This is a genomic window from Pseudolabrys sp., from assembly GCF_050250095.1.
In the GTDB taxonomy this organism is placed as follows: domain Bacteria; phylum Pseudomonadota; class Alphaproteobacteria; order Rhizobiales; family Xanthobacteraceae; genus Pseudolabrys.
On sequence record NZ_JBFWPH010000004.1, the window covers coordinates 96719 to 116142 of the forward strand.

General features: G+C 65.3%; 21 protein-coding genes. 13 read left to right on the forward strand and 8 right to left on the reverse strand.

Annotation, left to right across the window (positions count from 1 at the left end; all coding sequences use genetic code 11):
* The first annotated feature begins 34 nt into the window (after positions 1-34).
* The 3 genes from AB7F10_RS13355 (at position 35) to AB7F10_RS13365 (ending at position 2834) form a co-directional block, all read left to right on the forward strand.
* Positions 35-862 carry an ABC transporter permease gene (locus tag AB7F10_RS13355; RefSeq protein WP_428562269.1) on the forward strand — a complete coding sequence of 276 codons (828 nt, stop codon included), beginning with the start codon at positions 35-37 and terminating at the stop codon, positions 860-862.
* Positions 863-938: 76 nt separating this feature from the next.
* Complete coding sequence (locus AB7F10_RS13360) at positions 939-1964, forward strand: ABC transporter substrate-binding protein (RefSeq protein ID WP_428562267.1); 1026 nt, start codon at positions 939-941, stop codon at positions 1962-1964.
* Between the two features lie 93 nt (positions 1965-2057).
* Positions 2058-2834: an ABC transporter ATP-binding protein gene (locus AB7F10_RS13365; protein WP_428562265.1), complete on the forward strand. Its 777-nt coding sequence runs from the start codon at positions 2058-2060 to the stop codon at positions 2832-2834.
* Positions 2835-3019: 185 nt separating this feature from the next.
* On the opposite strand, the gene AB7F10_RS13370 is transcribed toward AB7F10_RS13365, so the two are convergent.
* Positions 3020-3793 carry a ferredoxin--NADP reductase gene (locus AB7F10_RS13370; RefSeq protein ID WP_428562263.1) on the reverse strand — a complete coding sequence of 258 codons (774 nt, stop codon included), beginning with the start codon at positions 3791-3793 and terminating at the stop codon, positions 3020-3022.
* 93 nt (positions 3794-3886) lie between these two features.
* Between AB7F10_RS13370 and AB7F10_RS13375 the strand changes: the two genes are divergently transcribed.
* From AB7F10_RS13375 to AB7F10_RS13400, 6 genes are read left to right on the forward strand one after another with little or no spacing between them, the layout of a single operon-like run.
* On the forward strand, positions 3887-5050 hold the full coding sequence (locus AB7F10_RS13375) for a dihydrodipicolinate synthase family protein (protein WP_428562475.1): 1164 nt from the start codon (positions 3887-3889) through the stop codon (positions 5048-5050).
* 9 nt (positions 5051-5059) lie between these two features.
* Positions 5060-6676, forward strand: coding sequence for an acyl CoA:acetate/3-ketoacid CoA transferase (locus AB7F10_RS13380; RefSeq protein ID WP_428562261.1), 1617 nt, complete (start codon positions 5060-5062; stop codon positions 6674-6676).
* Positions 6676-7362: a TetR/AcrR family transcriptional regulator gene (locus AB7F10_RS13385; protein WP_428562259.1), complete on the forward strand. Its 687-nt coding sequence runs from the start codon at positions 6676-6678 to the stop codon at positions 7360-7362. Before AB7F10_RS13380 ends, AB7F10_RS13385 begins: the two co-directional genes overlap by 1 nt.
* 42 nt (positions 7363-7404) lie before the next feature.
* Entirely contained in the window at positions 7405-8868 is a 1464-nt protein-coding gene (locus tag AB7F10_RS13390; RefSeq protein WP_428562257.1) for a hypothetical protein, read from the forward strand.
* A 9-nt stretch (positions 8869-8877) separates the two neighbouring features.
* Positions 8878-9795, forward strand: a complete 918-nt coding sequence (locus AB7F10_RS13395) for an NAD(P)-dependent oxidoreductase (protein ID WP_428562255.1) — start codon at positions 8878-8880, stop codon at positions 9793-9795.
* The gene (locus tag AB7F10_RS13400) at positions 9795-10553 is read left to right on the forward strand and encodes an enoyl-CoA hydratase/isomerase family protein (RefSeq protein ID WP_428562253.1); all 759 of its coding nucleotides are present in this window, start codon (positions 9795-9797) and stop codon (positions 10551-10553) included. The genes AB7F10_RS13395 and AB7F10_RS13400 overlap by 1 nt, the downstream gene beginning before the upstream one ends.
* A 132-nt stretch (positions 10554-10685) precedes the next feature.
* Here the strand turns inward: AB7F10_RS13400 and AB7F10_RS13405 are convergent, their stop codons facing one another.
* From AB7F10_RS13405 to AB7F10_RS13415, 3 genes are read right to left on the reverse strand one after another with little or no spacing between them, the layout of a single operon-like run.
* Positions 10686-11447 carry a 2-keto-4-pentenoate hydratase gene (locus AB7F10_RS13405; protein WP_428562251.1) on the reverse strand — a complete coding sequence of 254 codons (762 nt, stop codon included), beginning with the start codon at positions 11445-11447 and terminating at the stop codon, positions 10686-10688.
* Positions 11444-11776 (reverse strand): ferredoxin FdxA, encoded by a 333-nt coding sequence (fdxA, locus tag AB7F10_RS13410; RefSeq protein ID WP_428562249.1) that lies wholly within the window; start codon positions 11774-11776, stop codon positions 11444-11446. Before fdxA ends, AB7F10_RS13405 begins: the two co-directional genes overlap by 4 nt.
* Before the next feature lie 30 nt (positions 11777-11806).
* A complete protein-coding gene (locus AB7F10_RS13415; protein WP_428562247.1) occupies positions 11807-12604 on the reverse strand; it encodes a shikimate dehydrogenase family protein in 798 nt (265 codons plus the stop codon).
* 385 nt (positions 12605-12989) lie between these two features.
* Here AB7F10_RS13415 and AB7F10_RS13420 point away from each other — a divergent pair, with 385 nt between their 5' ends.
* Positions 12990-13526: a flavin reductase family protein gene (locus AB7F10_RS13420; protein ID WP_428562245.1), complete on the forward strand. Its 537-nt coding sequence runs from the start codon at positions 12990-12992 to the stop codon at positions 13524-13526.
* 8 nt (positions 13527-13534) lie between these two features.
* Here the strand turns inward: AB7F10_RS13420 and hpxZ are convergent, their stop codons facing one another.
* On the reverse strand, positions 13535-13936 hold the full coding sequence (hpxZ, locus tag AB7F10_RS13425; protein ID WP_428562473.1) for an oxalurate catabolism protein HpxZ: 402 nt from the start codon (positions 13934-13936) through the stop codon (positions 13535-13537).
* A gap of 111 nt (positions 13937-14047) precedes the next feature.
* Positions 14048-14251: a hypothetical protein gene (locus tag AB7F10_RS13430; RefSeq protein WP_428562243.1), complete on the reverse strand. Its 204-nt coding sequence runs from the start codon at positions 14249-14251 to the stop codon at positions 14048-14050.
* Between the two features lie 215 nt (positions 14252-14466).
* Between AB7F10_RS13430 and AB7F10_RS13435 the strand changes: the two genes are divergently transcribed.
* The 3 genes from AB7F10_RS13435 to AB7F10_RS13445 all read left to right on the forward strand — a co-directional run bounded on the left by AB7F10_RS13435 (position 14467) and on the right by AB7F10_RS13445 (position 17165).
* On the forward strand, positions 14467-15522 hold the full coding sequence (locus AB7F10_RS13435) for an enolase C-terminal domain-like protein (protein ID WP_428562241.1): 1056 nt from the start codon (positions 14467-14469) through the stop codon (positions 15520-15522).
* Positions 15523-15661: 139 nt separating this feature from the next.
* Positions 15662-16708, forward strand: coding sequence for a uroporphyrinogen decarboxylase family protein (locus tag AB7F10_RS13440; protein ID WP_428562239.1), 1047 nt, complete (start codon positions 15662-15664; stop codon positions 16706-16708).
* Between the two features lie 205 nt (positions 16709-16913).
* A complete protein-coding gene (locus AB7F10_RS13445) occupies positions 16914-17165 on the forward strand; it encodes a hypothetical protein (RefSeq protein ID WP_428562237.1) in 252 nt (83 codons plus the stop codon).
* A 92-nt stretch (positions 17166-17257) separates the two neighbouring features.
* On the opposite strand, the gene AB7F10_RS13450 is transcribed toward AB7F10_RS13445, so the two are convergent.
* Positions 17258-18841: a helicase HerA-like C-terminal domain-containing protein gene (locus tag AB7F10_RS13450; RefSeq protein ID WP_428562235.1), complete on the reverse strand. Its 1584-nt coding sequence runs from the start codon at positions 18839-18841 to the stop codon at positions 17258-17260.
* Positions 18842-19016: 175 nt separating this feature from the next.
* On the reverse strand, positions 19017-19418 hold the full coding sequence (locus AB7F10_RS13455) for a thioesterase family protein (protein WP_428562233.1): 402 nt from the start codon (positions 19416-19418) through the stop codon (positions 19017-19019).
* Between the last annotated feature and the right edge of the window lie 6 nt (positions 19419-19424).

Sequence of the window (19424 nt, forward strand, 5' to 3'; positions counted from 1 at the left end):
GAAAAATGAAACTCGGTAAGGGACGATGGCGCTCGTGAGCACTTCGACGAAATCGGAAACGGAAACCACAGCCGGCGAGGGAAGCTTCGGCTTCCTGAGGAAGCTGACGCCGCTGGTGGGTATTCTCGGATTCCTGGTGGTGTGGCAGCTGGTGGTCGTCATCTACAAGATGCCGGCCTATCTGCTGCCGACGCCGACGGAGATCGCGCATGTGTTCTTCGCGCGGCTGCCGGAGCTGATCCATCACGGCTGGGTGACGGTCTACGAGATGATCGCGGGCTATGCGCTTGCGGTGGCCGTCGCGGTGCCGCTCGCCATCGCCATCACCTCGTCGCGCGCGTTCAACGAGCTGGTCATGCCGACCATGCTGTTCTTCCAGATCGTGCCGAAAGTGGCGATCGCGCCGCTGTTCCTGGTCTGGTTCGGCGTCGGCGCCACGCCGAAGATCCTCGTCGCGTTTCTCATCTCGTTCTTTCCGATCGTGATCGACGCCGCTGTCGGCCTGCGCTCGATGTCGCCGGAAATGCACGACCTCGCGCGCTCGATGGGCGCGACGCGGATGCAGGTGTTCTCGCAGTTCCGCCTGCCGACCTCGCTGCCTTACCTGTTTTCGGGCCTGAAGGTGGCCGCGACGCTCGCGATCGCCGGCACGGTGGTCGGCGAGTTCGTCGGCGCCGACCGCGGCCTCGGCTATCTGCTGCTGGTCACCAATTCCAATCTCGAAACGCCGATGATGTTCGCCACCATCGTGGCGCTGACCGCCATCGGCTTCGTCTTCTATTACATGGTCGAGCTGCTGGAGAACTTCCTTATCCCGTGGCACGTCACCCATCGCGTTCGCGAGGAGGCGGGCACCATGTGAGGCTAACCGCGGCCAGGCGACCGGCCGCGGGCGGGGTACGACAACAACGAAGCTTTATTCTCAGGGAGGAATGACAATGAAGGCTACCAGGACGTCACTGCTGATGGCTGCGCTCGCGGCCGCGACAGTGCTGGCATCCGGCATCACTGCCCAGGCTGCCGACAAGTTCCAGTTCCGTCTGAACTGGACGCTCTACGGCGAGCATGCGCCGTTCTTCGTCGCGCTCGACAAGGGCTTCTACAAGGAAGAAGGCCTCGACGTCGAAATCCTCGAAGGCAGCGGCTCGACCACCGTGGCGCAGCTCGTCGCCAACGGCACCAACCCGGTCGCCTATGTCGACGCGGCCACGATGATGCGCGGCGTCAATGCCGGCATGCCGATCAAGGCGGTCGGCGTCTCGCTGCAGGAAAGCCCGATGTCCTTCATCTACCGCGCCGATGCCGCGCGGCCGACGAAGGTCGAGGAGATCAAGGGCAGCCGTATTGCGATCACCGCCGGTGACGCGAGCCTCGCGATCTTCACCGCCTTCATGGGCAAGCTGAACATGAAGCTCAGCGACGTTCAGATGATCACGGTGCAGAACCCGCAGGCCAAGGAGCAGGCCGTGCTGAACAAGCAGGCCGACGCGCTGCTCGGTTACTTCATGGACCAGGGCCCGCGCATGCAGCTCAAGACCGGCGTGAAGATGGGCTGGACCCGTCTCTACGACATGGCCGGCGTCACGACGCTGTCGAGCGCCATCATCGTCAACAACGACTGGGCCAAGGAAGCCAAGAACCAGGACATCCTGCGGCGCTTCCTGCGCGCCTCGCAGCGCGGCTGGGAGTACACCGACAAGCACCGCGAGGAAGCGTCGAAGATCTTCCTGAAACACGCTCCGGCGTTCAACATGGAGATCGCGCTGCTCGAGGTGAACGGCACCATGACCATCATCCACACCAAGCACACCAAGGGTAAGGCGATGTTCTGGTCGGCCAAGGAAGACTGGCAGGAGAGCCAGGACCTGCTCCAGAAGTACGCCAAGATGGCTGAGGTGAAGGACGTCGGCAAATACTACACCAACGAGTATTTGTCAGAGGCGCCCTATATGCCGAAGAAGTAACGTCAATTGCCGGTGTCTTCCCCGCGGCCCGTCCGCGGGGAGGGCGCCGGTTTCGTTTTCGGGATTGTGTGACGCTATCGGGACCAAAACGCGATGAGTGAGCCCTACATCCGGCTGCATAACGTCGGAAAGACCTATCAGACCAAGAACGGCACGATCGACGCCTGTTCCGACATCAATCTCGACATCAAGGATTCCGAATTCGTCGCCATCGTCGGCCCGTCGGGTTGCGGCAAGACCACCATCATGAAGATGGTCGCGGGCCTGCAGCCCTACACATCGGGCACCATCACGGTCGGCGGCAAGAAGGTCGAAGCGCCGCAGACCGACGTCGGCGTCGTGTTCCAGGAAGCCATCATGCTCGACTGGCGCGACGTGTTCGAGAACGTCATGCTGCAGGTCGACATCCGCAAGATGGATCGGAGCAAATACGAGCCGGTCGCGCGCGACCTTCTGGAGCGCACCGGCCTCGCCGGCTTCGAGAAGAAAAAGCCTTATGAGTTGTCCGGCGGCATGCGCCAGCGCGTCTCGATCTGCCGCGCGCTCGTCCATAACCCCAAGATGCTGCTGATGGACGAGCCGTTCGGCGCGCTCGACGCGCTGACCCGCGAGCAGATTTCGATGGACATCCAGCGGCTGTGGATGGAAACGCGCAAGACCGCGCTGCACATCACCCACAGCATCCCGGAAGCGGTGCTGCTCGCCGACCGCGTTGTGGTGATGGGGCCGCGCCCCGGCCGCATCGTCGAGGTGATCGAGATCGACCTGCCGCGGCCGCGCCGGCTCGATCAGCTGTCGCCGAAGTTCGGCGAATATTCGACGCAGATCCGCAACATCTTCAAGTCGAAGGGCGTGCTGGCGATGGATTGAGTCGCGCTTGCGACTCGTGCGGTCCCTCTGAGACTAAATCTCCGTCATGCCCGGCCTTGTGCCGGGCATCCACGTCTTGGTGGCATGATAAGAAGGAAGTCGTGGATGGCCGGGACAACAGGGCGTTCACGCCCGTCTTCGACGGGCTATGCCCGGCCATGACGGCAATAGGCAGGCGCCGCCGCTTACTTCTCGACGAAAGCCTTCTCGATCACGTACTGACCCGGATCGTTGCTCGATCCTTCCTGGAAATTGCGCTCCTTGAGGATCGCAACGAGGTCGGTCAGCATCGCCGGGCTGCCGCAGATCATCACGCGGTCATGCGCGGCCTCGATCGGCGGCAGGCCGGTGTCGGCGAACAGCTTGCCCGTGGTGATCAGGTCGGTCAGCCGGCCGCGGTTCTGGAACGGCTCGCGCGTCACGGTCGGGTAATAGATCAGCTTGTCGGAGACGAACTCGCCGAGGAACTCGTGCTTCGGCAGTTCCTCGGTGATGAGCTGGTTATAGGCCAGCTCCGCCACCATGCGGCAGCCGTGCAGCAGCACGACCTTCTCGAACCGCTCGTAGGTCTCGGGGTCCTTGATGATGCTCAGGAACGGGGCGAGGCCGGTGCCGGTCGCCATCAGATAGAGGTTGCGGCCGTCCAGCAGGTTGTCGTGCACCAGCGTGCCGGTCGGCTTGCCGTTGACGAGGATGTTGTCGCCGACCTGCAGGTGCTGCAGGCGGGAGGTGAGGGGGCCGTCCTGCACCTTGATCGAGAAGAACTCGAGCTGCTCCTCGTAATTGGCGCTGGCGAGGCTGTAGGCCCGCAGCAGCGGCCGGCCTTCCACTTCGAGGCCGATCATCGCAAACTGCCCGTTGCGGAACCGGAAGCCGGAATTCCGCGTCGTGGTGAAGCTGAAAAGGCTGTCCGTCCAATGATGTACGGAGGTCACGACCTCGTTGCTCAGGCTGCTCATGGGCTGTGGTTGACCCTGGATTTCGTTGACGACGGGGTATCACAGTTATATAACTAACTAGATAATTATTCAAGGGTGAAGTCAGTGGCAACGATGCCGGTGGTGAATTTGCCGACGCGCGAGGGCCGCACGGAGGCCTATCGCCTGCGCGGCCCGCAGTCATGGAATGGTAACGGTCAGCACAAGTTCGATCGCATCGCGCTCGCCGCCGCCCATGTCGTCGCCGATCCCTTCGTCGATAACGACCCGTGGGTGACCCCGGCGATCGACTGGGACCAGACCATCGCCTACCGCAAATATCTGTGGAGCCTCGGTCTCGGCGTCGCCGAGGCGATGGATACTGCACAGCGCGGCGGCGGCCTCGACTGGCCGAACGCGCTGGAGCTGATCCGCCGCTCGGTCGAAGCGGCGAAGGAGACGCCGGGCGCCGTGGTGTTCTCCGGCGTCGGCACCGACCAGCTCGCGCCGGCCTCGTCGCTTTCCATCGACGACGTGATCCGCGCTTACGAAGAACAGATTTCCGCGGTCGAGGCGGTCGGCGGCCGTATCGTGCTGATGTCGAGCCGCGCGCTGGTCGCGGCGGCGAAATCGCCGGACGATTACGCCAAGGTCTATGACCGCATTCTCGGTCAGGTGCGCGAGCCGGTCATCATCCACTGGCTCGGCGACATGTTCGACCCCGCGCTCAAGGGTTACTGGGGCAGCGACGACCATCTCAAGGCGATGGACGTTTGCGTCGATATCATCACCGACAACGCCGCCAAGGTCGATGGCATCAAGCTGTCGCTGCTCGACAAGGGCCACGAAATCCGCATGCGGCGGAAGTTGCCGCAGGGCGTGCGTTGCTACACCGGCGACGACTTCAACTTCGCAGAGCTGATTGCCGGCGACGAGCAGGGCTTCTCGCACGCGCTGCTCGGCATCTTCGATGTCATCGCGCCGGCGGCCTCCGCCGCGCTCGCCGCCCGCGCCCGCGGCGACCACGACGCCTACTGGAAGATCTTCGAGCCGACCGTTCCGCTGTCGCGCCATATCTTCAAGGCGCCGACCCGATTCTACAAGACCGGCGTGGTGTTCCTCGCTTATCTCAACGGCCACCAGAAGCACTTCCTCATGATCGGCGGACAGCAGAGCGCGCGCTCACTGTTGCATCTGGTCGAAGCCTTCAAGCTCGCCGACGCCGCGGGCCTGATCCGCGACCCGGACCTTGCCGCGTCGCGGCTCAACGACGTCATGCGCACGCACGGCGTGGCGTAAGGGAAGACCATGGCGGTTCGCGTCATCACCGCGGATGAAGCCGCAAAGCTGGTGTCCGACAATGACACCATCCTGATCGGCGGTTCGGGCGCGGGCCATTCCGTTCCGGATACGTTGATTGGCGCGGTGGCCAAGCGCTTCAAGGCGGAAGGCACGCCGCGCAACATCACCACCGTGCACCCGGTCGGCCTCGGCGACCGCGCCGAGCGCGGCGTCGGCCATCTCGCCCACAAGGGCCTGTTGAAGCGCGTCGTCTGCGGCACGCTGGTCGATTCGCCGCCGGTCGAGCGCATGGCGGCGGCCGACGAGATCGAAGCCTATACGCTGCCGCAGGGCTGCCTCTCGCAGTTGACCCGCGAAATGGCGGCGGGCCGTCCGGGCCTCGTCAGCCATGTCGGCCTCGGCACCTTCGTCGATCCGCGCCACGGCGGCGGCCGTCAGAGCAAGCTCGCCAAGGACGATCTCGTTGAACTGATCACCGTCGGCGGCAAGGAATACCTGTTCTACAAGCCGTTTCATGTCGACGTCGCCTTCATTCGCGGCACCACCGCGGACGAGGACGGCAACATCACGATGGAACACGAGGCGGTGTTCGGCGAGATGATCTCGATGGCGCAGGCCGCGCGCCGCTGCGGCGGCATCGTCATCGCGCAGGTCAAGCGCATGGCGCTGGCCGGCACGCTGCCGCCCAAGCAGGTGAAAATCCCCGGCATGCTGGTCGATGCGATCGTCGTCGATCCCGATCAGACCCAGACCTATTTCACCGTTCACGATCCGGCCTATGCCGGCGAGATGAAGGTGCCGCTGACCAGCATCGCCGCGCTGCCATTCTCGCCGCGCAAGGTGATCGCGCGCCGCGCCGCGCTCGAGCTGTTTCCCGGCGCGATCTGCAATCTCGGCTCCGGCGTCTCGACCGGCATCGCCTCGATCTCGGCGGAAGAAGACACGCTGGACGCCGTGGTGCTGACCAACGAGCAGGGCCTGATCGGCGGCGCGCCCGCGACCGGCAACGAGCCGGGCGCGGGCCGCAACTACATGGCGATGGTCGACCAGCCCTATCAGTTCGATTTCTACGACGGCGGCGGCCTCGATCTCGCCTTCCTGTCGTTCGCGGAAGTCGACGAGGCGTGCAACGTCAATGTCAGCCGGTTCGGCGGCCGCATCGTCGGGCCGGGCGGCTTCATCAACATCAGCCAGAACGCCAAGACCATCGTGTTCAGCGGCACCTTCACCGCGGGCGGATTGGACATCAGCTGGCCTGATGGGACGACCAGGATTGCGCGCGAGGGCAAGGAGAAGAAGTTCGTCGCCGCCGTCGAGCAGGTCAGCTATTCCGGCCCGCTCGCCGCGCAGAACGGCCAGCGCGCGCTCTACATCACCGAGCGCGCGGTGTTCCGCCGTAACGAGGCGGGCCGCCTCGAGCTGATCGAGATCGCGCCGGGCATCGACGTCGCGCGCGATATCGTCGCGCAGATGGCGTTCCGTCCGGACATCGCGGCGAACCTGAAAACAATGGACGGGCGGATTTTCCGGCCCGAACCGATGGGGCTGTCTGCTATAATCGAGGCAAACCGGCGTCCCGCGCGCTCCGCGCGGTTCGAACGCCTCAAAGGGGGAGCCTTCTGATGCCGCTCGCAGCCTCGTCGAAATCGAAAAAGGGCGGCGGCCCGACCAAAGGCAAAACCCGCCTTGAGCCGGTGCGCGATGCCGAACGCACCCAGCAGATGATCCTGAACGCGGCGGAGGTCGAGTTCGCCAGCAAGGGCCTCGCCGGCGCGCGCGTCGACGTGATCGCCGATCAGGCTGGCGCCAACAAGCGCATGCTCTACTACTACTTCGGCTCGAAAGAGGATCTCTACCTCGCCGTGCTGGAGCGCGCCTATATCGCGATGCGCCAGACCGAGCGTGAGCTGAACCTGACGCATCTCAAGCCGCTCGAGGCGATCCAGCGGCTGGTCGAGTTCAAGTTCGACTATTGCCAGGCGCATCCGCTGATGATCCCGCTCTTGGCCGGCGAGAACGTGCTGGGCGCGAAATATCTCAAGCGTTCGCGCAAGCTGCGCGACATGAACCTGTCGCTGGTCGAGGTGATCCGCAAGATTCTCGACGCCGGCGTGGTGGAAGGCACGATCCGCCCCGGTCTCGATCCGCTGCATCTCTATCTGTCGATGTCGGCGGAAAGCTACTTCTACTTTTCCAACGCGACCACGCTCTCTGCGACCTTCGGGCGCAACCTGTTGAGCGAGGCCGAGCAGCAGATCCGCCGCAAGCACTGCGTCGACGTGATCCTGGCTTACGTCAGGGCAAAATAGAAAGGCGCCGGGCTTGTCGCCCGGTGACGAAAGGGAGAAACGATGAAGTTTGGCGATTACCCGAAGGCTGGCTCCCTCGACGGCGTCACCGGTTTCCGCAACTACGTGAACTCGCTCGGCCTCGACATGCCGTGCGACGACATCGTCGCGCATGGTCCGCAGTCGCCGCTCGCCCAGCCGCTCGAAGTCGACGGCATGAAGATCGGTCACCGTCTCGCGGTGCATCCGATGGAAGGCTGGGACTGCGAACGCGACGGCCGCCCTTCGGATAATGCGCGCCGCCGCTGGCGCCGCTTCGGACTGTCCGGCGCCAAGATGATCTGGGGCGGCGAGGCCTGCGCGGTGCGGCTCGACGGCCGCGCCAATCCCAAGCAGCTCGTCATGACCGCCGAGAGCCAGAGCGACATCGCGAAGATGCGCGAAGGCGTCATCGAGGGGCACAAGGAAGCGACCGGCGAGGACGGCGACGACGTTATCATCGGCCTGCAGCTCACGCATTCCGGCCGCTTCTGCAAGCCGAACGACAACACCAAGTTCGAATCGATCATCGCTTATCATCACCCGCTGCTCGACAAGAAGTTCGGCGTGCCGGCCGACCGGCAGCCGATCACCGACGACGAGATCAAGCGGCTGGTCGAGGACTTCGTGGTGGCGGCGAAGCGCGCGCAGGCCTGCGGCTTCCAGTTCGTCGACATCAAGCATTGCCACGGCTATCTGGCGCACGAGTTCCTGAGCGCCGTCGATCGCCCCGGCCCATATGGCGGCAGCCTCGAGAACCGCACGCGCTTCCTGCGTGAAGTCGTCGAGGGCATCCGCGCCGAGGCGCCGGGTCTCAAGATGGGCGTGCGGCTCTCCGCCATCGACTCGCTGCCGTTCAAGCCGGACCCGGCGCTGTCGCAGCCCGGCAAGCTCGGCCCCGGCATTCCGGAAGATGCGAAGCTCCCGTACCGTTATGCCTTCGGCGGCAATCCGGACAATCCGCTCGAATACGATCTCACCGAGCCGAAGGCGTTCCTTGAGATTTTGCGCGGCCTCGGCATCCACCTCGTCAACATCACGCTGGCGAGCCCGTACTACAATCCGCACATCATCCGTCCGGCGCTCTATCCGCCGTCGGATGGCTATCATCCGCCGGAGGATCCCTTCATCGGCGTCATGCGTCACCTCGAAGTGGTGCGCGACCTCAAGAAGGCGTTCCCGGACATGTGCTTCATGGGCAGCGGCTACACCTACCTGCAGGAGTTCTTCCCGAACGTCGCGCAGGCGGTGGTGCGGCAGGGCTGGGTCGACCTCGTCGGCATCGGCCGCCTCGTGCTCGCTTATCCGGATGTGCTGCACGAAATCCTGAAGGGCACCCAGCCGAACAAGAAGCGCTATTGCCGCACCTTCTCGGACTGCACGACCGCGCCGCGCAACGGCATCGTGTCGGGCTGCTATCCGCTCGACGCGCACTACAAGAAGACGCCGGAGTTCAAGCAGCTCACGGCCGTCAAGAAGGCGATGTAGGCGGCGGCCATGTCCGCCGTCCGGCAGATTGCGCTGATCGGCACCGGCATCATGGGCGCGCACATGGCGCGCCGGCTGGCGCAGGCCGGCTTTTCCGTGACGGTGTGGAATCGCGACCGCGCCAAGGCCGCAAAGCTGACGGAGTTCGGCGTTTCGATCGCCGACAGTCCGTCGGCGGCCTGCGCAACGGCCGACGCCGTCATCGTCATGCTGAGCAACGGTCCGGTCGTCGAAGAGGTCATGTTCGGCAAGGACGCGACCGGCCGCGTGCCGTTCGAAGCGATGAAGCAGGGCGCGGCGCTCGTCGTCATGAGTTCGATTCCCGTCGAAAGCTGTCAGGCACAGGGCCAGCGCGCCGCGGCGCGCGGCATCGGTTATCTCGATGCGCCGGTGTCGGGCGGCGAGCCGGGCGCACGCGACGGCACGCTCGCCATCATGGCGGGTGGCGAGCGCGGCCTTGTCGAACGTCTGGCGGAGATGTTCGCCGCGATGGGCCGCGTCACGTCGATCGGTCCGGTCGGCACCGGGCAGATGACCAAGCTCGCCAATCAGATCATCGTCGGCGGCACCATGACGGCGGTGGCCGAGGCGCTGCATTTCGCGGTGAAGGGCGGGGCGGACGCCGCCGCCGTGCGGCAGGCACTGATGGGCGGCTTCGCCGACTCCAGGATCCTCAACATCCACGGCGAGCGCATGATCGCCCGCAATTTCGTGCCCGGCGGCCCGGCGGAATATCAGCTCAAGGACATGCGCACCGCGCAGGCGCTCGCCGCCAAGTCCGGCCTGCATTTCACTCTGCTCGACACCGTGATCGGCATGTTCTCGCAACTGATCGACCGCATCGGCACCGGCAACGACGTTTCCTCGATTCTGCGGGAAGTCGAGCACCGCGCCGGCGGCGACACGGCAAAGAAGAAGGCTCCGTAATGGCGCGCGTCACTCTCACCGTCGCGGACGGCATCGGTCATATCCTGCTCGACCGGCCCGACAAGATGAACGCCATCACTCCGGCGATGACCGAGGAATTGCAGCGCGTCTGCAAGGAAATCGACGACAACAAGGATGTGCGCGTCGCCACCATCATGGGCGCGGGCGATAAAGCGTTTTCCGCCGGCAGCGACCTCAATATTCTCGCCGACCTCACCGACGTCATGGCGTTCCGCGACCGCATCGAATACGCGGCGGTGGTGCGCAACATCCGCAAGCCGGTGATCGCCGGCCTGAAAGGCTGGGTGCTCGGCGGCGGCATGGAAATGGCGATCGCGGCGGACATTCGCATCGCCGGCCGCAGTGCGAAGATCGGCGGTCCCGAAGTCACGCGCGGCTGGATCGGCGGTGGCGGCGCGTCGCAGATGTTGCCGCGTCTGGTCGGCGTCGGTCAGGCGATGAAGATGCTGCTGACCGGCGAGCCGGTCGACGCCGAAACGGCGCTGCGCATCGGCCTCGTCGAAGAGGTGGTCGAGGATGCGCAGGTCGTCTCGCGCACGATCGCGCTGGCGGCGAAGATCGCCTCGCTGAGCCCGGTCGCGACCCAGGCGGTGAAGGCCGGCATCCGCGCCGCGCTGTCGATGTCGCTGGAGCAGGGCCTGCGCTACGAGAACGAGCTGCACACCATCTGCATGTCGGACAATGCGCGCCACGAAGGCATCAAGGCGTTTCAGCAGAAGCGCGAGGGGAAGTTTTGACCGCGGCAAGCCACGCTGCGACTTTGCTATCCTCTCGTCGTCATCGCCCGCGAAGGCGGGCGATCCAGTACACACGATAGATTCAGTAGTTTACTGGATGCCCCGCCTGCGCGGGGCATGACATTGGGCGTTCTACCCCACCGTCAGCGTCACTTTCCCGAGCGGACCGAAATCGGCGCCGTAGCGGCCGGGTTGCAGCATCACCGGCGTGGTGCAGGTGCCGGTGGTCACGATCTGACCGGCTTTGAGGCCGCCGGCCGGCAGCGGCTGCGCGTTCGCCAGCGCCATCACGGCAGCGAGCGGGTCTCCGAGAATCTTCGAAGCCTTGCCGTATTCGATGGTGGTGCCGTCATAGGCCAGCGCCACCTCGATGCTGTCGAGATTGACGCCGCGCCAGTCCTTCGCGGGCTTACCTGCGATGAACGCGCCGTTGCCCATGTCGTCGGCGAGTTTCAGCAGGTCCGGGGCGTCGGCCGGCCAGCGGCAGTCCGCGATTTCCATCGCGGGCACGATCGCGGCAATGGCGGCTTCGATCTCGGCGCGCTCGTAAGGCCTGTCGCGCTGCGGCAGGTCGCGGCCGAGCAGGAACGCCGTCTCGCATTCGAGCAGCGGCACTAGGTGGTCGCTCAGCGCGACGGATGCAGGCGAGGCATGAAAGAACGGTGCGAAGATCGCGCCCGCCACCGGCCTGTCGCTGCGATAGTCCTTCTGCTGCTCGGCGCCGAGCGCCGTCACCTTCCAGGCCCGCACCGCGCCGCCCGCAAGCACCGCCAGTTCGTCCTGCACGCGATAGGCGTCCGCGACGTTGGCGATCCTGTCGCGCCACGGCGCGGCGTCGAGCACCGCCGCATGGGCGCGGTGATCGGCCAGCAGCGCGGCGAGGGGTTCGCTCATTGGCCCGGTTCGGCGCTGAAATACTTTTCGAACTTGTCCGGCTTGCCGTCGAAGTCCTTGGCGTCGGCCGGCGGGTCTTTCTTCTCGGTGATGTTCGGCCAGTCGCTGGCATATTTGGCGTTGAGTTCGAGCCACTTCTCGAGGCCGTCCTCGGAGTCCGCCTTGATCGCCTCGGCTGGACATTCCGGCTCGCAGACGCCGCAATCGATGCATTCGTCGGGATGGATGACGAGCATGTTCTCGCCCTCGTAGAAGCAGTCCACCGGACACACCTCCACGCAATCCATGTATTTGCACTTGATGCAGTTCTCGGTCACGACGTAGGTCATCGCTATTCTCTCTCGACGTATGAACGGGCGTCAGCGCTTGGGTGCAACGCCCAGGAATTCCATCATCAGCTCGAGCTGGCCGTTCAGCATGTGCTTGCCGAAGTGGGTGGTATAGCCGCGGTCCTTGGCGGCGATCAAAAGCGGCGTCATGTCCGGCTTCATCACCACCTCGGCGACCAGCGAGGTCTTGTCGACGCTCGACAGGTCGAACGAATGGCCGTCGTCGGCTTTCAGGCCGAGGGAGGTGGCGTTGACCACGGTGTCGAAGCCGGAGGCGTTCGCGCTGCCGAGCGACACCTTGCAGTTCGGAAACGCCTTGGCGACGCCGGCGACGAGCTTCTCGGCTTTCGAGCGGGTGCGGTTGTGAATGGTGATCGAGGCAGCGCCGGTCGCGCCGAGCGCGTAGGAGAGGGCGGTGCCCGCGCCGCCGGCGCCGGCGATGTAGAAGTTTTTCCCCTTCACCTGATGGCCGTGCGACAGCAGACCGGCGACGAAGCCGCGGCCGTCGAGCAGCGTGCCGACGAAGCGGCCGTCCGGCTCGCGGCGCACGGTGTTGACCACCTGCGTATAGGCGCCGTCCTCGACCAGTTCGTCGCACAGCTGCGCCGACTCCTGCTTGTGCGGAGCGGTGATGATGAAGCCCTTGAGATTGACGATCGACTTCAGCCCGGCCCAGCCGCGGGGCAGGTCGTCGCGCAGGATGTGGACCGGCAGGCAGACCGCGTCGATCTTGTGCTCGGCGAAATAGTCGTTGAACGCCATCGGGGTGCGGACATGGGCGATCGGGTCGCCGATGATGGCGTAGAGGTCTGTCGTTCCGGTGATCATGTGAGGGCCTTAACTACCTAGTTAGATATCATACGGCGAGGCATCGCCACGGTCAATTGGCGCTGCAGGCGGCGGGTTTCCTGCGCCGGACGGGGCGGCTCCCGGGCGGCAGCCGGGAAGCGGCCGGCCGCGCGAGGCGCGCGATCATCATTCCTGATCGCTCGCACGATATTGGCAGCGCCCGCCGACGGCGCGTTTGCGTCAGACTGCCTTTCGCGAATCGAAACCTGCGGCAAGCCTGCATCGAACCTTGCCGCAGCTTTGCACATCGCGAACAAGAGCACGGCCAGCAGCGCTTCAAGGAGCACTTCGGATCGTGTCTTGGTTTCAACGCGGCTGCGATTATGTGAGACTGTAACGGCAGGGTTTCGGCGAGGATACGACCATGGCGAGTGCGGACACCACCGAGACTGGACACGACGAACGGCCGAGCATCGCACGCGAGCGATTTCTCGGCGCGATGGGTCGCGTGTTTTCGTCGGTGTCGATTGTCACGACCGACGGTCCGGCGGGGCGCTTCGCCATCACCGTGAGTTCGGCAGGCTCGGCCTCGGCCGATCCGCCGCTGGTGCTCGCCTGCATCCAGCGCCGCTCGCCGGTCAATGCCGCGATCGCGGCGAACGGTGTGTTCAGCGTCAACGTTCTCGCGGTCGGCCATGAGCATCTCTCGGACAATTTCGCCGGCCGTCCGCGCCAGGGCGCGCCGTTCGATTTCGAGGCGGCCGAATGGGCGACGTCGAAGACCGGAGCGCCGCTCCTGAAGGGTGCGGTCGCCGCGTTCGATTGCATCGTGCATTCGACGCACGAGGCCGGCAGCCACACCGTGTTCTTCGGCCGCGTGCTCGACATCGTCGAGGCCGAGGACTCCACGCTGATTTACGGCCAGCGCTCCTACACCCAGCCGCTGACGACGAAATCCTGAGATTGAAATCAGCCGGCCTTGGCCGCCTGCGGCCGGTCGATCAGGCTGACATGCGCGGCGACGACGCGCCAGCCGTCGGCGAACCTCACCCAGCTCTGCATCTGGCGGCCGATCTTGCCCGGCACGGTGTCGCGCTCGAACAGCGTCGACGCCACCGCGAAGTCGCGGCCAAAGGTCGTGATCGCCGTGCGTGAGAGTTTGCGCGCGAGTCCCGCGGAGGGCCGCGCGGCGCGGAACGCCGCGATCTCGTCGTAGCCGTAGAGATTCTCGCCCATGCCATAGCGAATGGTGCGCGGGTCGTCGCGGAACGTGGCGTCGAGCGTTTCAACGTCGTTCGTCACCAGCGCCTGCTCATAACGCAAGAAGGCCGCCGTCACCTCGGCGACCACCTCGGGCAAATCGATGTCCAGTTCGCGTTCCATCCGGCTCCCCATAGTGCACGGGCGCGCGGGGTAACCGCGCGCCCGTCCATTGAATAGGCGATCCGGAACGGGAAGTCCCGCGCGAACGGAATGGCGCGATCAGGACTGCCGGGGGCCGCGGATTTCCTGAAGCGTCTGCTCGATCCGCCGCCAGTTCCTGGCTTCTTCTTGATTGCCGTTCTTCTCGAACTCGCGCGCCCGCTGCGCCGCCTCGGCGAGCGATTTCTCGCCATGCGCGGCATAGAGACTGTGCGCGTATTCGCGAATATCGGTGCTTTGCGCTGTGGTTTTCGCAGTTGCCATGCTCCACCTCTCGTTGTGGCGTGAGTGGCGCGGCGGCGGTGCCGCCGCTCGGTGTCCGGATATTCGACGCGGCAAAACCGGCGATTTGATGGAAACGCCGAAATGGTTGCGATGCGATACGCATGGTGCGCAGCACTGTCCTGCCGCTCTTGCGTCTTGCGCCGGATTGTTGCCTATCGAACCGGCAGTGCAATGAAGACGGGCAGGGGCCGGACATGAGCACGGTTGCAAGCGTCGTTGTCGACCTCGTCGAACTGAAATTCGACAAGCCGCTTGGCGGTTCCGGGGTCACCGGCGTCGATATCGTTTTCGCCGAGGTCAAGGACAGCGACGGCCGTGCGGGCCTCGGCTTCAGCTATGTGATCGGCGGCGGCGCCGGCGCGCGCATCGCCAGCCTCGCACAGACGCTGGCCGGGCAATTCCTCGCCGGCAAGCCGTGCAAGCCCCCGGCCGAACACTGGGCCGACATCAAGAAGAGTTTCAACCGCACCGGTGACGGGCCGAACCTGCTGGCGCTTGCCGCGCTCGACGTCGCGAACTGGGATCTCAAGGCACATCAGGACGGCGTGCCGCTTTGCGTGGCGCTCGGTGGCGCGCCGGCTCCGGTGCCGGTCTATGCGAGCGGCGGCTTCAGTCCGGCCGCGCCGCCGGAAGCGTCGGCGGAGCTTGCCGCCCGTTATGTCGCGCAGGGCTATCGCGGCGTGAAGCCGCGCGTGAATGTTGTGCCGGAGGACGCGCGGGTGCTTGCAGCCGTCCGCCGCGCCATCGGCGATACGGCGCAACTGATGACGGACGCCAACGAAAAAGGTTCGGTCGATGCCGCGGTGCGCCTGCTCGAATGCGCCGCCGACCAGGGCGCCGCTTTCGTCGAGGAGCCGCTGCCGTCGGGCGATGTGCTCGGTTATCGCGCGCTCGCAGCGCTCGCCGGGGCCACGCCGATTGCGACCGGCGAGCATATGCAAGGGCACGATCGTTTTGTCGCCGCGATGGCGGATGGCTATGCCCGTTACATCCAGCCCGATCTCGCGATGGCCGGCGGGCTGACGCCGGCGCTCGCGGTCGCGCGTCATGCCGCGGCCCACGGCATCGTCGTCGCGCCGCATTTCCTGCCCGGCCTGTTCGTGCATCTGGCCGGCAGCTTCGGCGGCGAATTGCTGCTCGAGGAATTCCCGCTGATCGAGAGTGCCCTCGAAGGCTGGCCGCCGCTCGACAGCGGTGGGACGATGACGCCGCTGGCCGCGATCGGCCACGGGCTGCGCCGCAAGCGATAGTCCGGCGATCGCGCCTGCCCATCGCTCACCGTGACTTGCCAGCCGTCGCTCGTCTTGTCCCACCGGCGCGCGGCTGCCATTCTCGCACCAAGAAGAACGGATGCGCGCCGTGCATCCGTCACGCGGGGGAAATGTGCACATGTCTGCGAAAGTCTCCGAGAAACTGTTCGCGACCACCGTGGTCGGCAGCTATCCGCAGCCGGACTGGCTGGTGAACCGCGAGATGCTGTCGAAAGTCGTGCCGCGCGTGCGCCTGAAAGAGATCTGGCGTGTGCCGGAGGCGTGGCTCGAGCAGGCGCAGGACGACGCCACCGTGGTGGCGATCCGCGAGCAGGAAGCCGCCGGCATCGACGTCATCACCGACGGCGAGATGCGCCGCGAAAGCTATTCGAACCGCTTCGCCACCGCGCTCGAGGGCATCGATATCGACAATCCCGGCATGGTGAAGTCGCGCGCCGGCACGATGACGCCGGTGCCGCGCGTGGTCGGCAAGGTGCGCCGCCGCGGCCCGGTTGAAATCCGCGACATGGAATTTCTGCGCGCCCATACCGACCGCGCCGCGAAGATCACGCTGCCGGGGCCGTTCACGATGGCGCAGCAGGCGCAGGACGAGTTCTACAAGGACCCCGAGGCGCTGGCGATGGACATGGCGGCCGCCGTCAACGCGGAGATCCACGATCTCGTCAAGGCGGGCGCCGACGTCATTCAGCTCGACGAGCCGTGGGTGCGGCAGAACCCGGACATGGCGAAGCAGTTCGCCGTCAAGGCGATCAACCGCGCGCTCGAAGGCGTCACGGTGCCGACCGCCATTCACCTGTGCTTCGGTTACGCCGCCGTGGTGCCCGGCTCGAGCAAGCCGGCCGGCTATGCGTTCCTTGCCGAACTCGCCGACACCACGGCCGGCATCATTTCGATCGAAAGCGCGCAGCCGAAACTCGACCTCGGCGTATTGAAGGATCTCGCGCCGAAGCAGGTGATGCTCGGCGTCATCGATCTGTCGGATCCGGCTGTGGAAACACCACAGACCGTGGCGGAACGCATCCGCGCCGGCCTGAAATATCTGCCAGCCGACAAGCTCATTCCGGCGCCGGATTGCGGCATGAAGTACATGCCGCGCAGCGTCGCGTTCGCAAAGCTCAAGGCGATGTCCGAGGGCGCGGCGATCGTGCGCAAGGAGCTGAGTTGAACCGGACGTCGACGGACATGCGGGTTGCGCCGCGCCGGCGTCACCAAGCTGACAAGAAACCTCGCGCAGTCTGAATGAAAATTCAGACAAGATCGGCAAGCGGCCGAGTGTTGCGTTGCGTTGTCGTGATTTGAACGGCCGGGTAATTGACTTTGCATAGGGAAGGTCGAATGTTTCCGTGGGGCTTCACCCAGGGAGACACGCTATGAAGACGCTCGCTATCGCCGCTGCATTCTGCCTCATTGCCGGAAGCGCGTTTGCGCAGGGCGCGACGTGCAAGACCAACGCCAAGGGCTCCGACGGCAAGCCGCTCGCCGGCGCCGCGCTCAACAGCTACATGAAAAAGTGCGAAAACGACGCCAAGTCGGCTTGCGACAAGAAGGCCGCCGCGCAGAAGCTGAACGGCGCCGCCAAGAACAGCTTCACCACCAAATGCGTGAAGGATTCGGTCGGCTGATTGCGCCGCCAAAACGTTTCGTCGCTCAAGCAATGTCCTGAGACAAAGACGCCGGCTGTTGTTCGCAGCCGGCGTTTTTCTGTGCAGGGCGTTTAGCCGCGCAGGATTCCACCCAGCGCGCCGCGCACGATGGCGCGGCCGACCGAGCGGCCCATCGAGCCGCCGAGCGATTTGCCGAGGTCCGCCGCGATCTGTCCGGCGACGCGGTTCGTTACCGTGCGTGTGATCTCGCGGGTGATCTTCTGCCCGGTCGAGAGCCGGGTGCCGCGCGCGCGGTTGGTGCCGAACAGCCCGCCGAGGAAGCCGCCGATGCCGCCGAGAACGCCGCCGCCACCGCCGGCATTGGCTTCGGCTTCCGTCGCCGCCGGCCCGACGCCGTCGGCGCCGTCCTTGGTGCGCTTCTGCAGGATTTCGTAGGCCGACTCGCTGTCGACCGCCTGCTCGTATTTGCCCTTGACCGGGCTCTTGGCGATCACCGCCTTGCGCTCGGCGTCGGTGATGGTGCCGAGCCGCGCCGCGGGCGGGCGCACCATGGTGCGCTCGACCAGCGACGGCGTGCCGTTGCCTTCGAGGAACGACACCAGCGCCTCGCCCTTGCCGAGTTCAGTGATGACCTGCGCCGTGTTGAGCTTGGGGTTGGGGCGGAAGGTGTCGGCCGCCGCCTTGACCGCCTTCTGATCGCGCGGCGTGAAGGCGCGCAGCGCGTGCTGCACGCGATTGCCCATCTGCGCGAGCACGGTCTCCGGCACGTCGAGCGGATTCTGCGTCACGAAATAGACGCCGACGCCCTTGGAGCGGATCAGCCGCACCACCTGCTCGATCTTTTCCAGCAGCGCCTTCGGTGCGTCGTTGAACAAGAGGTGCGCTTCGTCGAAGAAGAACACCAGCTTCGGCTTGTCGGGGTCGCCGATTTCCGGCAGTTGCTCGAACAGCTCCGACAGCAGCCACAACAGGAACGTCGCGTAGAGTCGCGGGTTCGCCATCAGCTTGTCGGCGGTGAGGATATTGATGTAGCCGCGGCCGTCGCTGGTGGTCTTCATGAAGTCGGTCAGCGCCAGCGCGGGCTCCGAAAAGAATTTCGTCCCGCCCTGGTTCTCCAGCACCAGCAGCTGACGCTGGATGGCGCCGACCGAGGTTTTCGAGACGTTGCCGTATTGCGTCGTCAGCTCGCCGGCATGGTCGGCGATCAGGCCGAGCACCGCGCGCAGGTCCTTCAGATCGAGCAGCATCAGGCCCTGATCGTCAGCGACGCGGAACGCGATGTTGAGTACGCCTTCCTGCGTGTCGTTCAGGTCCATCATGCGCGACAGCAGGACCGGTCCCATCTCGGAAATGGTGGCGCGCACCGGATGGCCCTGTTCGCCGAACACGTCCCAGAACATCACCGGAAATTCGTCGGGCTGGTAGTCGAGGCCCATCTCCTTGGCGCGTTTGACGAAGGCGTCCTTGGCTTCGCCGACGGCGGCGACGCCGGATAGGTCGCCCTTGATGTCGGCGGCGAACACCGGCACGCCGGCGCGCGAGAAACCTTCGGCGAGGATCTGCAGCGTGACGGTCTTGCCGGTGCCGGTTGCGCCGGTGACGAGGCCGTGCCGGTTGCCGTAATGCAGCGTGAGGTATTCGGGCTTCACGCTTTTGCCGACGAAAATCTTGCCGTCCTGGTCCACGCCTGCCATCGCCAACTCCGTCGTCGCTGTCGTGTCTTTCGCCGGTTTGCCGCCGGCCCGGATGGCGGGGGGCTTGCGCGCCGGCTTTGCTTTCTGCTTTGCCATCGGGTCACATTAATGCCCGGTTCTGCCACCGGGGCAAAATGGAATTTGCGCGCGCATCGCGCGCGTTTTGCTATGAATCTCAGGCCTTTGGCGCTTTGGCCGCGAGTTTGGCGGCGACACGCTTCAGGTCCACCACCATGCGCTCGTGGGTGCCGTCGCCGATCGTCTCGATCTCGTCACGCGCGATCACGTCGAACCAGATGCGGCGGCCATCGACCTTGGTGACGGTCGCCTCGGCGGTCACCGTCTGCCCGGCCGGCGTCGCGGCGAGATGGCGGACATTGACCAGCGTGCCGACCGCGCTCTCGCCCGGATCGAGATAGTCGCGTACCGCGTTGAGCGCGGCGTTTTCCATCACCGTCACCATCATCGGCGTGGCGAACACCGGCGGCAGCGCCGCGTCCTTGAACTGGCTTGCGAGATGCGGCGGCGTCACCTTCAGTGTGTAGGTGCCCTTGGCGCCGACCGGAATGGTTCGCATCGCTGT

Excerpts from the sequence above, each read along its gene's own strand:
- AB7F10_RS13360 (WP_428562267.1), top strand. The coding sequence starts at position 939 with ATGAAGGCTACCAGGACGTCACTGCTGATGGCTGCGCTCGCGGCCGCG.
- AB7F10_RS13365 (WP_428562265.1), top strand. The coding sequence starts at position 2,058 with ATGAGTGAGCCCTACATCCGGCTGCATAACGTCGGAAAGACCTATCAG.
- AB7F10_RS13370 (WP_428562263.1), bottom strand. The coding sequence starts at position 3,793 with ATGAGCAGCCTGAGCAACGAGGTCGTGACCTCCGTACATCATTGGACG.
- AB7F10_RS13375 (WP_428562475.1), top strand. The coding sequence starts at position 3,887 with ATGCCGGTGGTGAATTTGCCGACGCGCGAGGGCCGCACGGAGGCCTAT.
- AB7F10_RS13380 (WP_428562261.1), top strand. The coding sequence starts at position 5,060 with ATGGCGGTTCGCGTCATCACCGCGGATGAAGCCGCAAAGCTGGTGTCC.
- AB7F10_RS13385 (WP_428562259.1), top strand. The coding sequence starts at position 6,676 with ATGCCGCTCGCAGCCTCGTCGAAATCGAAAAAGGGCGGCGGCCCGACC.
- AB7F10_RS13390 (WP_428562257.1), top strand. The coding sequence starts at position 7,405 with ATGAAGTTTGGCGATTACCCGAAGGCTGGCTCCCTCGACGGCGTCACC.
- AB7F10_RS13395 (WP_428562255.1), top strand. The coding sequence starts at position 8,878 with ATGTCCGCCGTCCGGCAGATTGCGCTGATCGGCACCGGCATCATGGGC.
- AB7F10_RS13400 (WP_428562253.1), top strand. The coding sequence starts at position 9,795 with ATGGCGCGCGTCACTCTCACCGTCGCGGACGGCATCGGTCATATCCTG.
- AB7F10_RS13405 (WP_428562251.1), bottom strand. The coding sequence starts at position 11,447 with ATGAGCGAACCCCTCGCCGCGCTGCTGGCCGATCACCGCGCCCATGCG.
- fdxA (WP_428562249.1), bottom strand. The coding sequence starts at position 11,776 with ATGACCTACGTCGTGACCGAGAACTGCATCAAGTGCAAATACATGGAT.
- AB7F10_RS13415 (WP_428562247.1), bottom strand. The coding sequence starts at position 12,604 with ATGATCACCGGAACGACAGACCTCTACGCCATCATCGGCGACCCGATC.
- AB7F10_RS13420 (WP_428562245.1), top strand. The coding sequence starts at position 12,990 with ATGGCGAGTGCGGACACCACCGAGACTGGACACGACGAACGGCCGAGC.
- AB7F10_RS13430 (WP_428562243.1), bottom strand. The coding sequence starts at position 14,251 with ATGGCAACTGCGAAAACCACAGCGCAAAGCACCGATATTCGCGAATAC.
- AB7F10_RS13435 (WP_428562241.1), top strand. The coding sequence starts at position 14,467 with ATGAGCACGGTTGCAAGCGTCGTTGTCGACCTCGTCGAACTGAAATTC.
- AB7F10_RS13440 (WP_428562239.1), top strand. The coding sequence starts at position 15,662 with ATGTCTGCGAAAGTCTCCGAGAAACTGTTCGCGACCACCGTGGTCGGC.
- AB7F10_RS13445 (WP_428562237.1), top strand. The coding sequence starts at position 16,914 with ATGAAGACGCTCGCTATCGCCGCTGCATTCTGCCTCATTGCCGGAAGC.
- AB7F10_RS13450 (WP_428562235.1), bottom strand. The coding sequence starts at position 18,841 with ATGGCAGGCGTGGACCAGGACGGCAAGATTTTCGTCGGCAAAAGCGTG.
- AB7F10_RS13455 (WP_428562233.1), bottom strand. The coding sequence starts at position 19,418 with ATGCGAACCATTCCGGTCGGCGCCAAGGGCACCTACACACTGAAGGTG.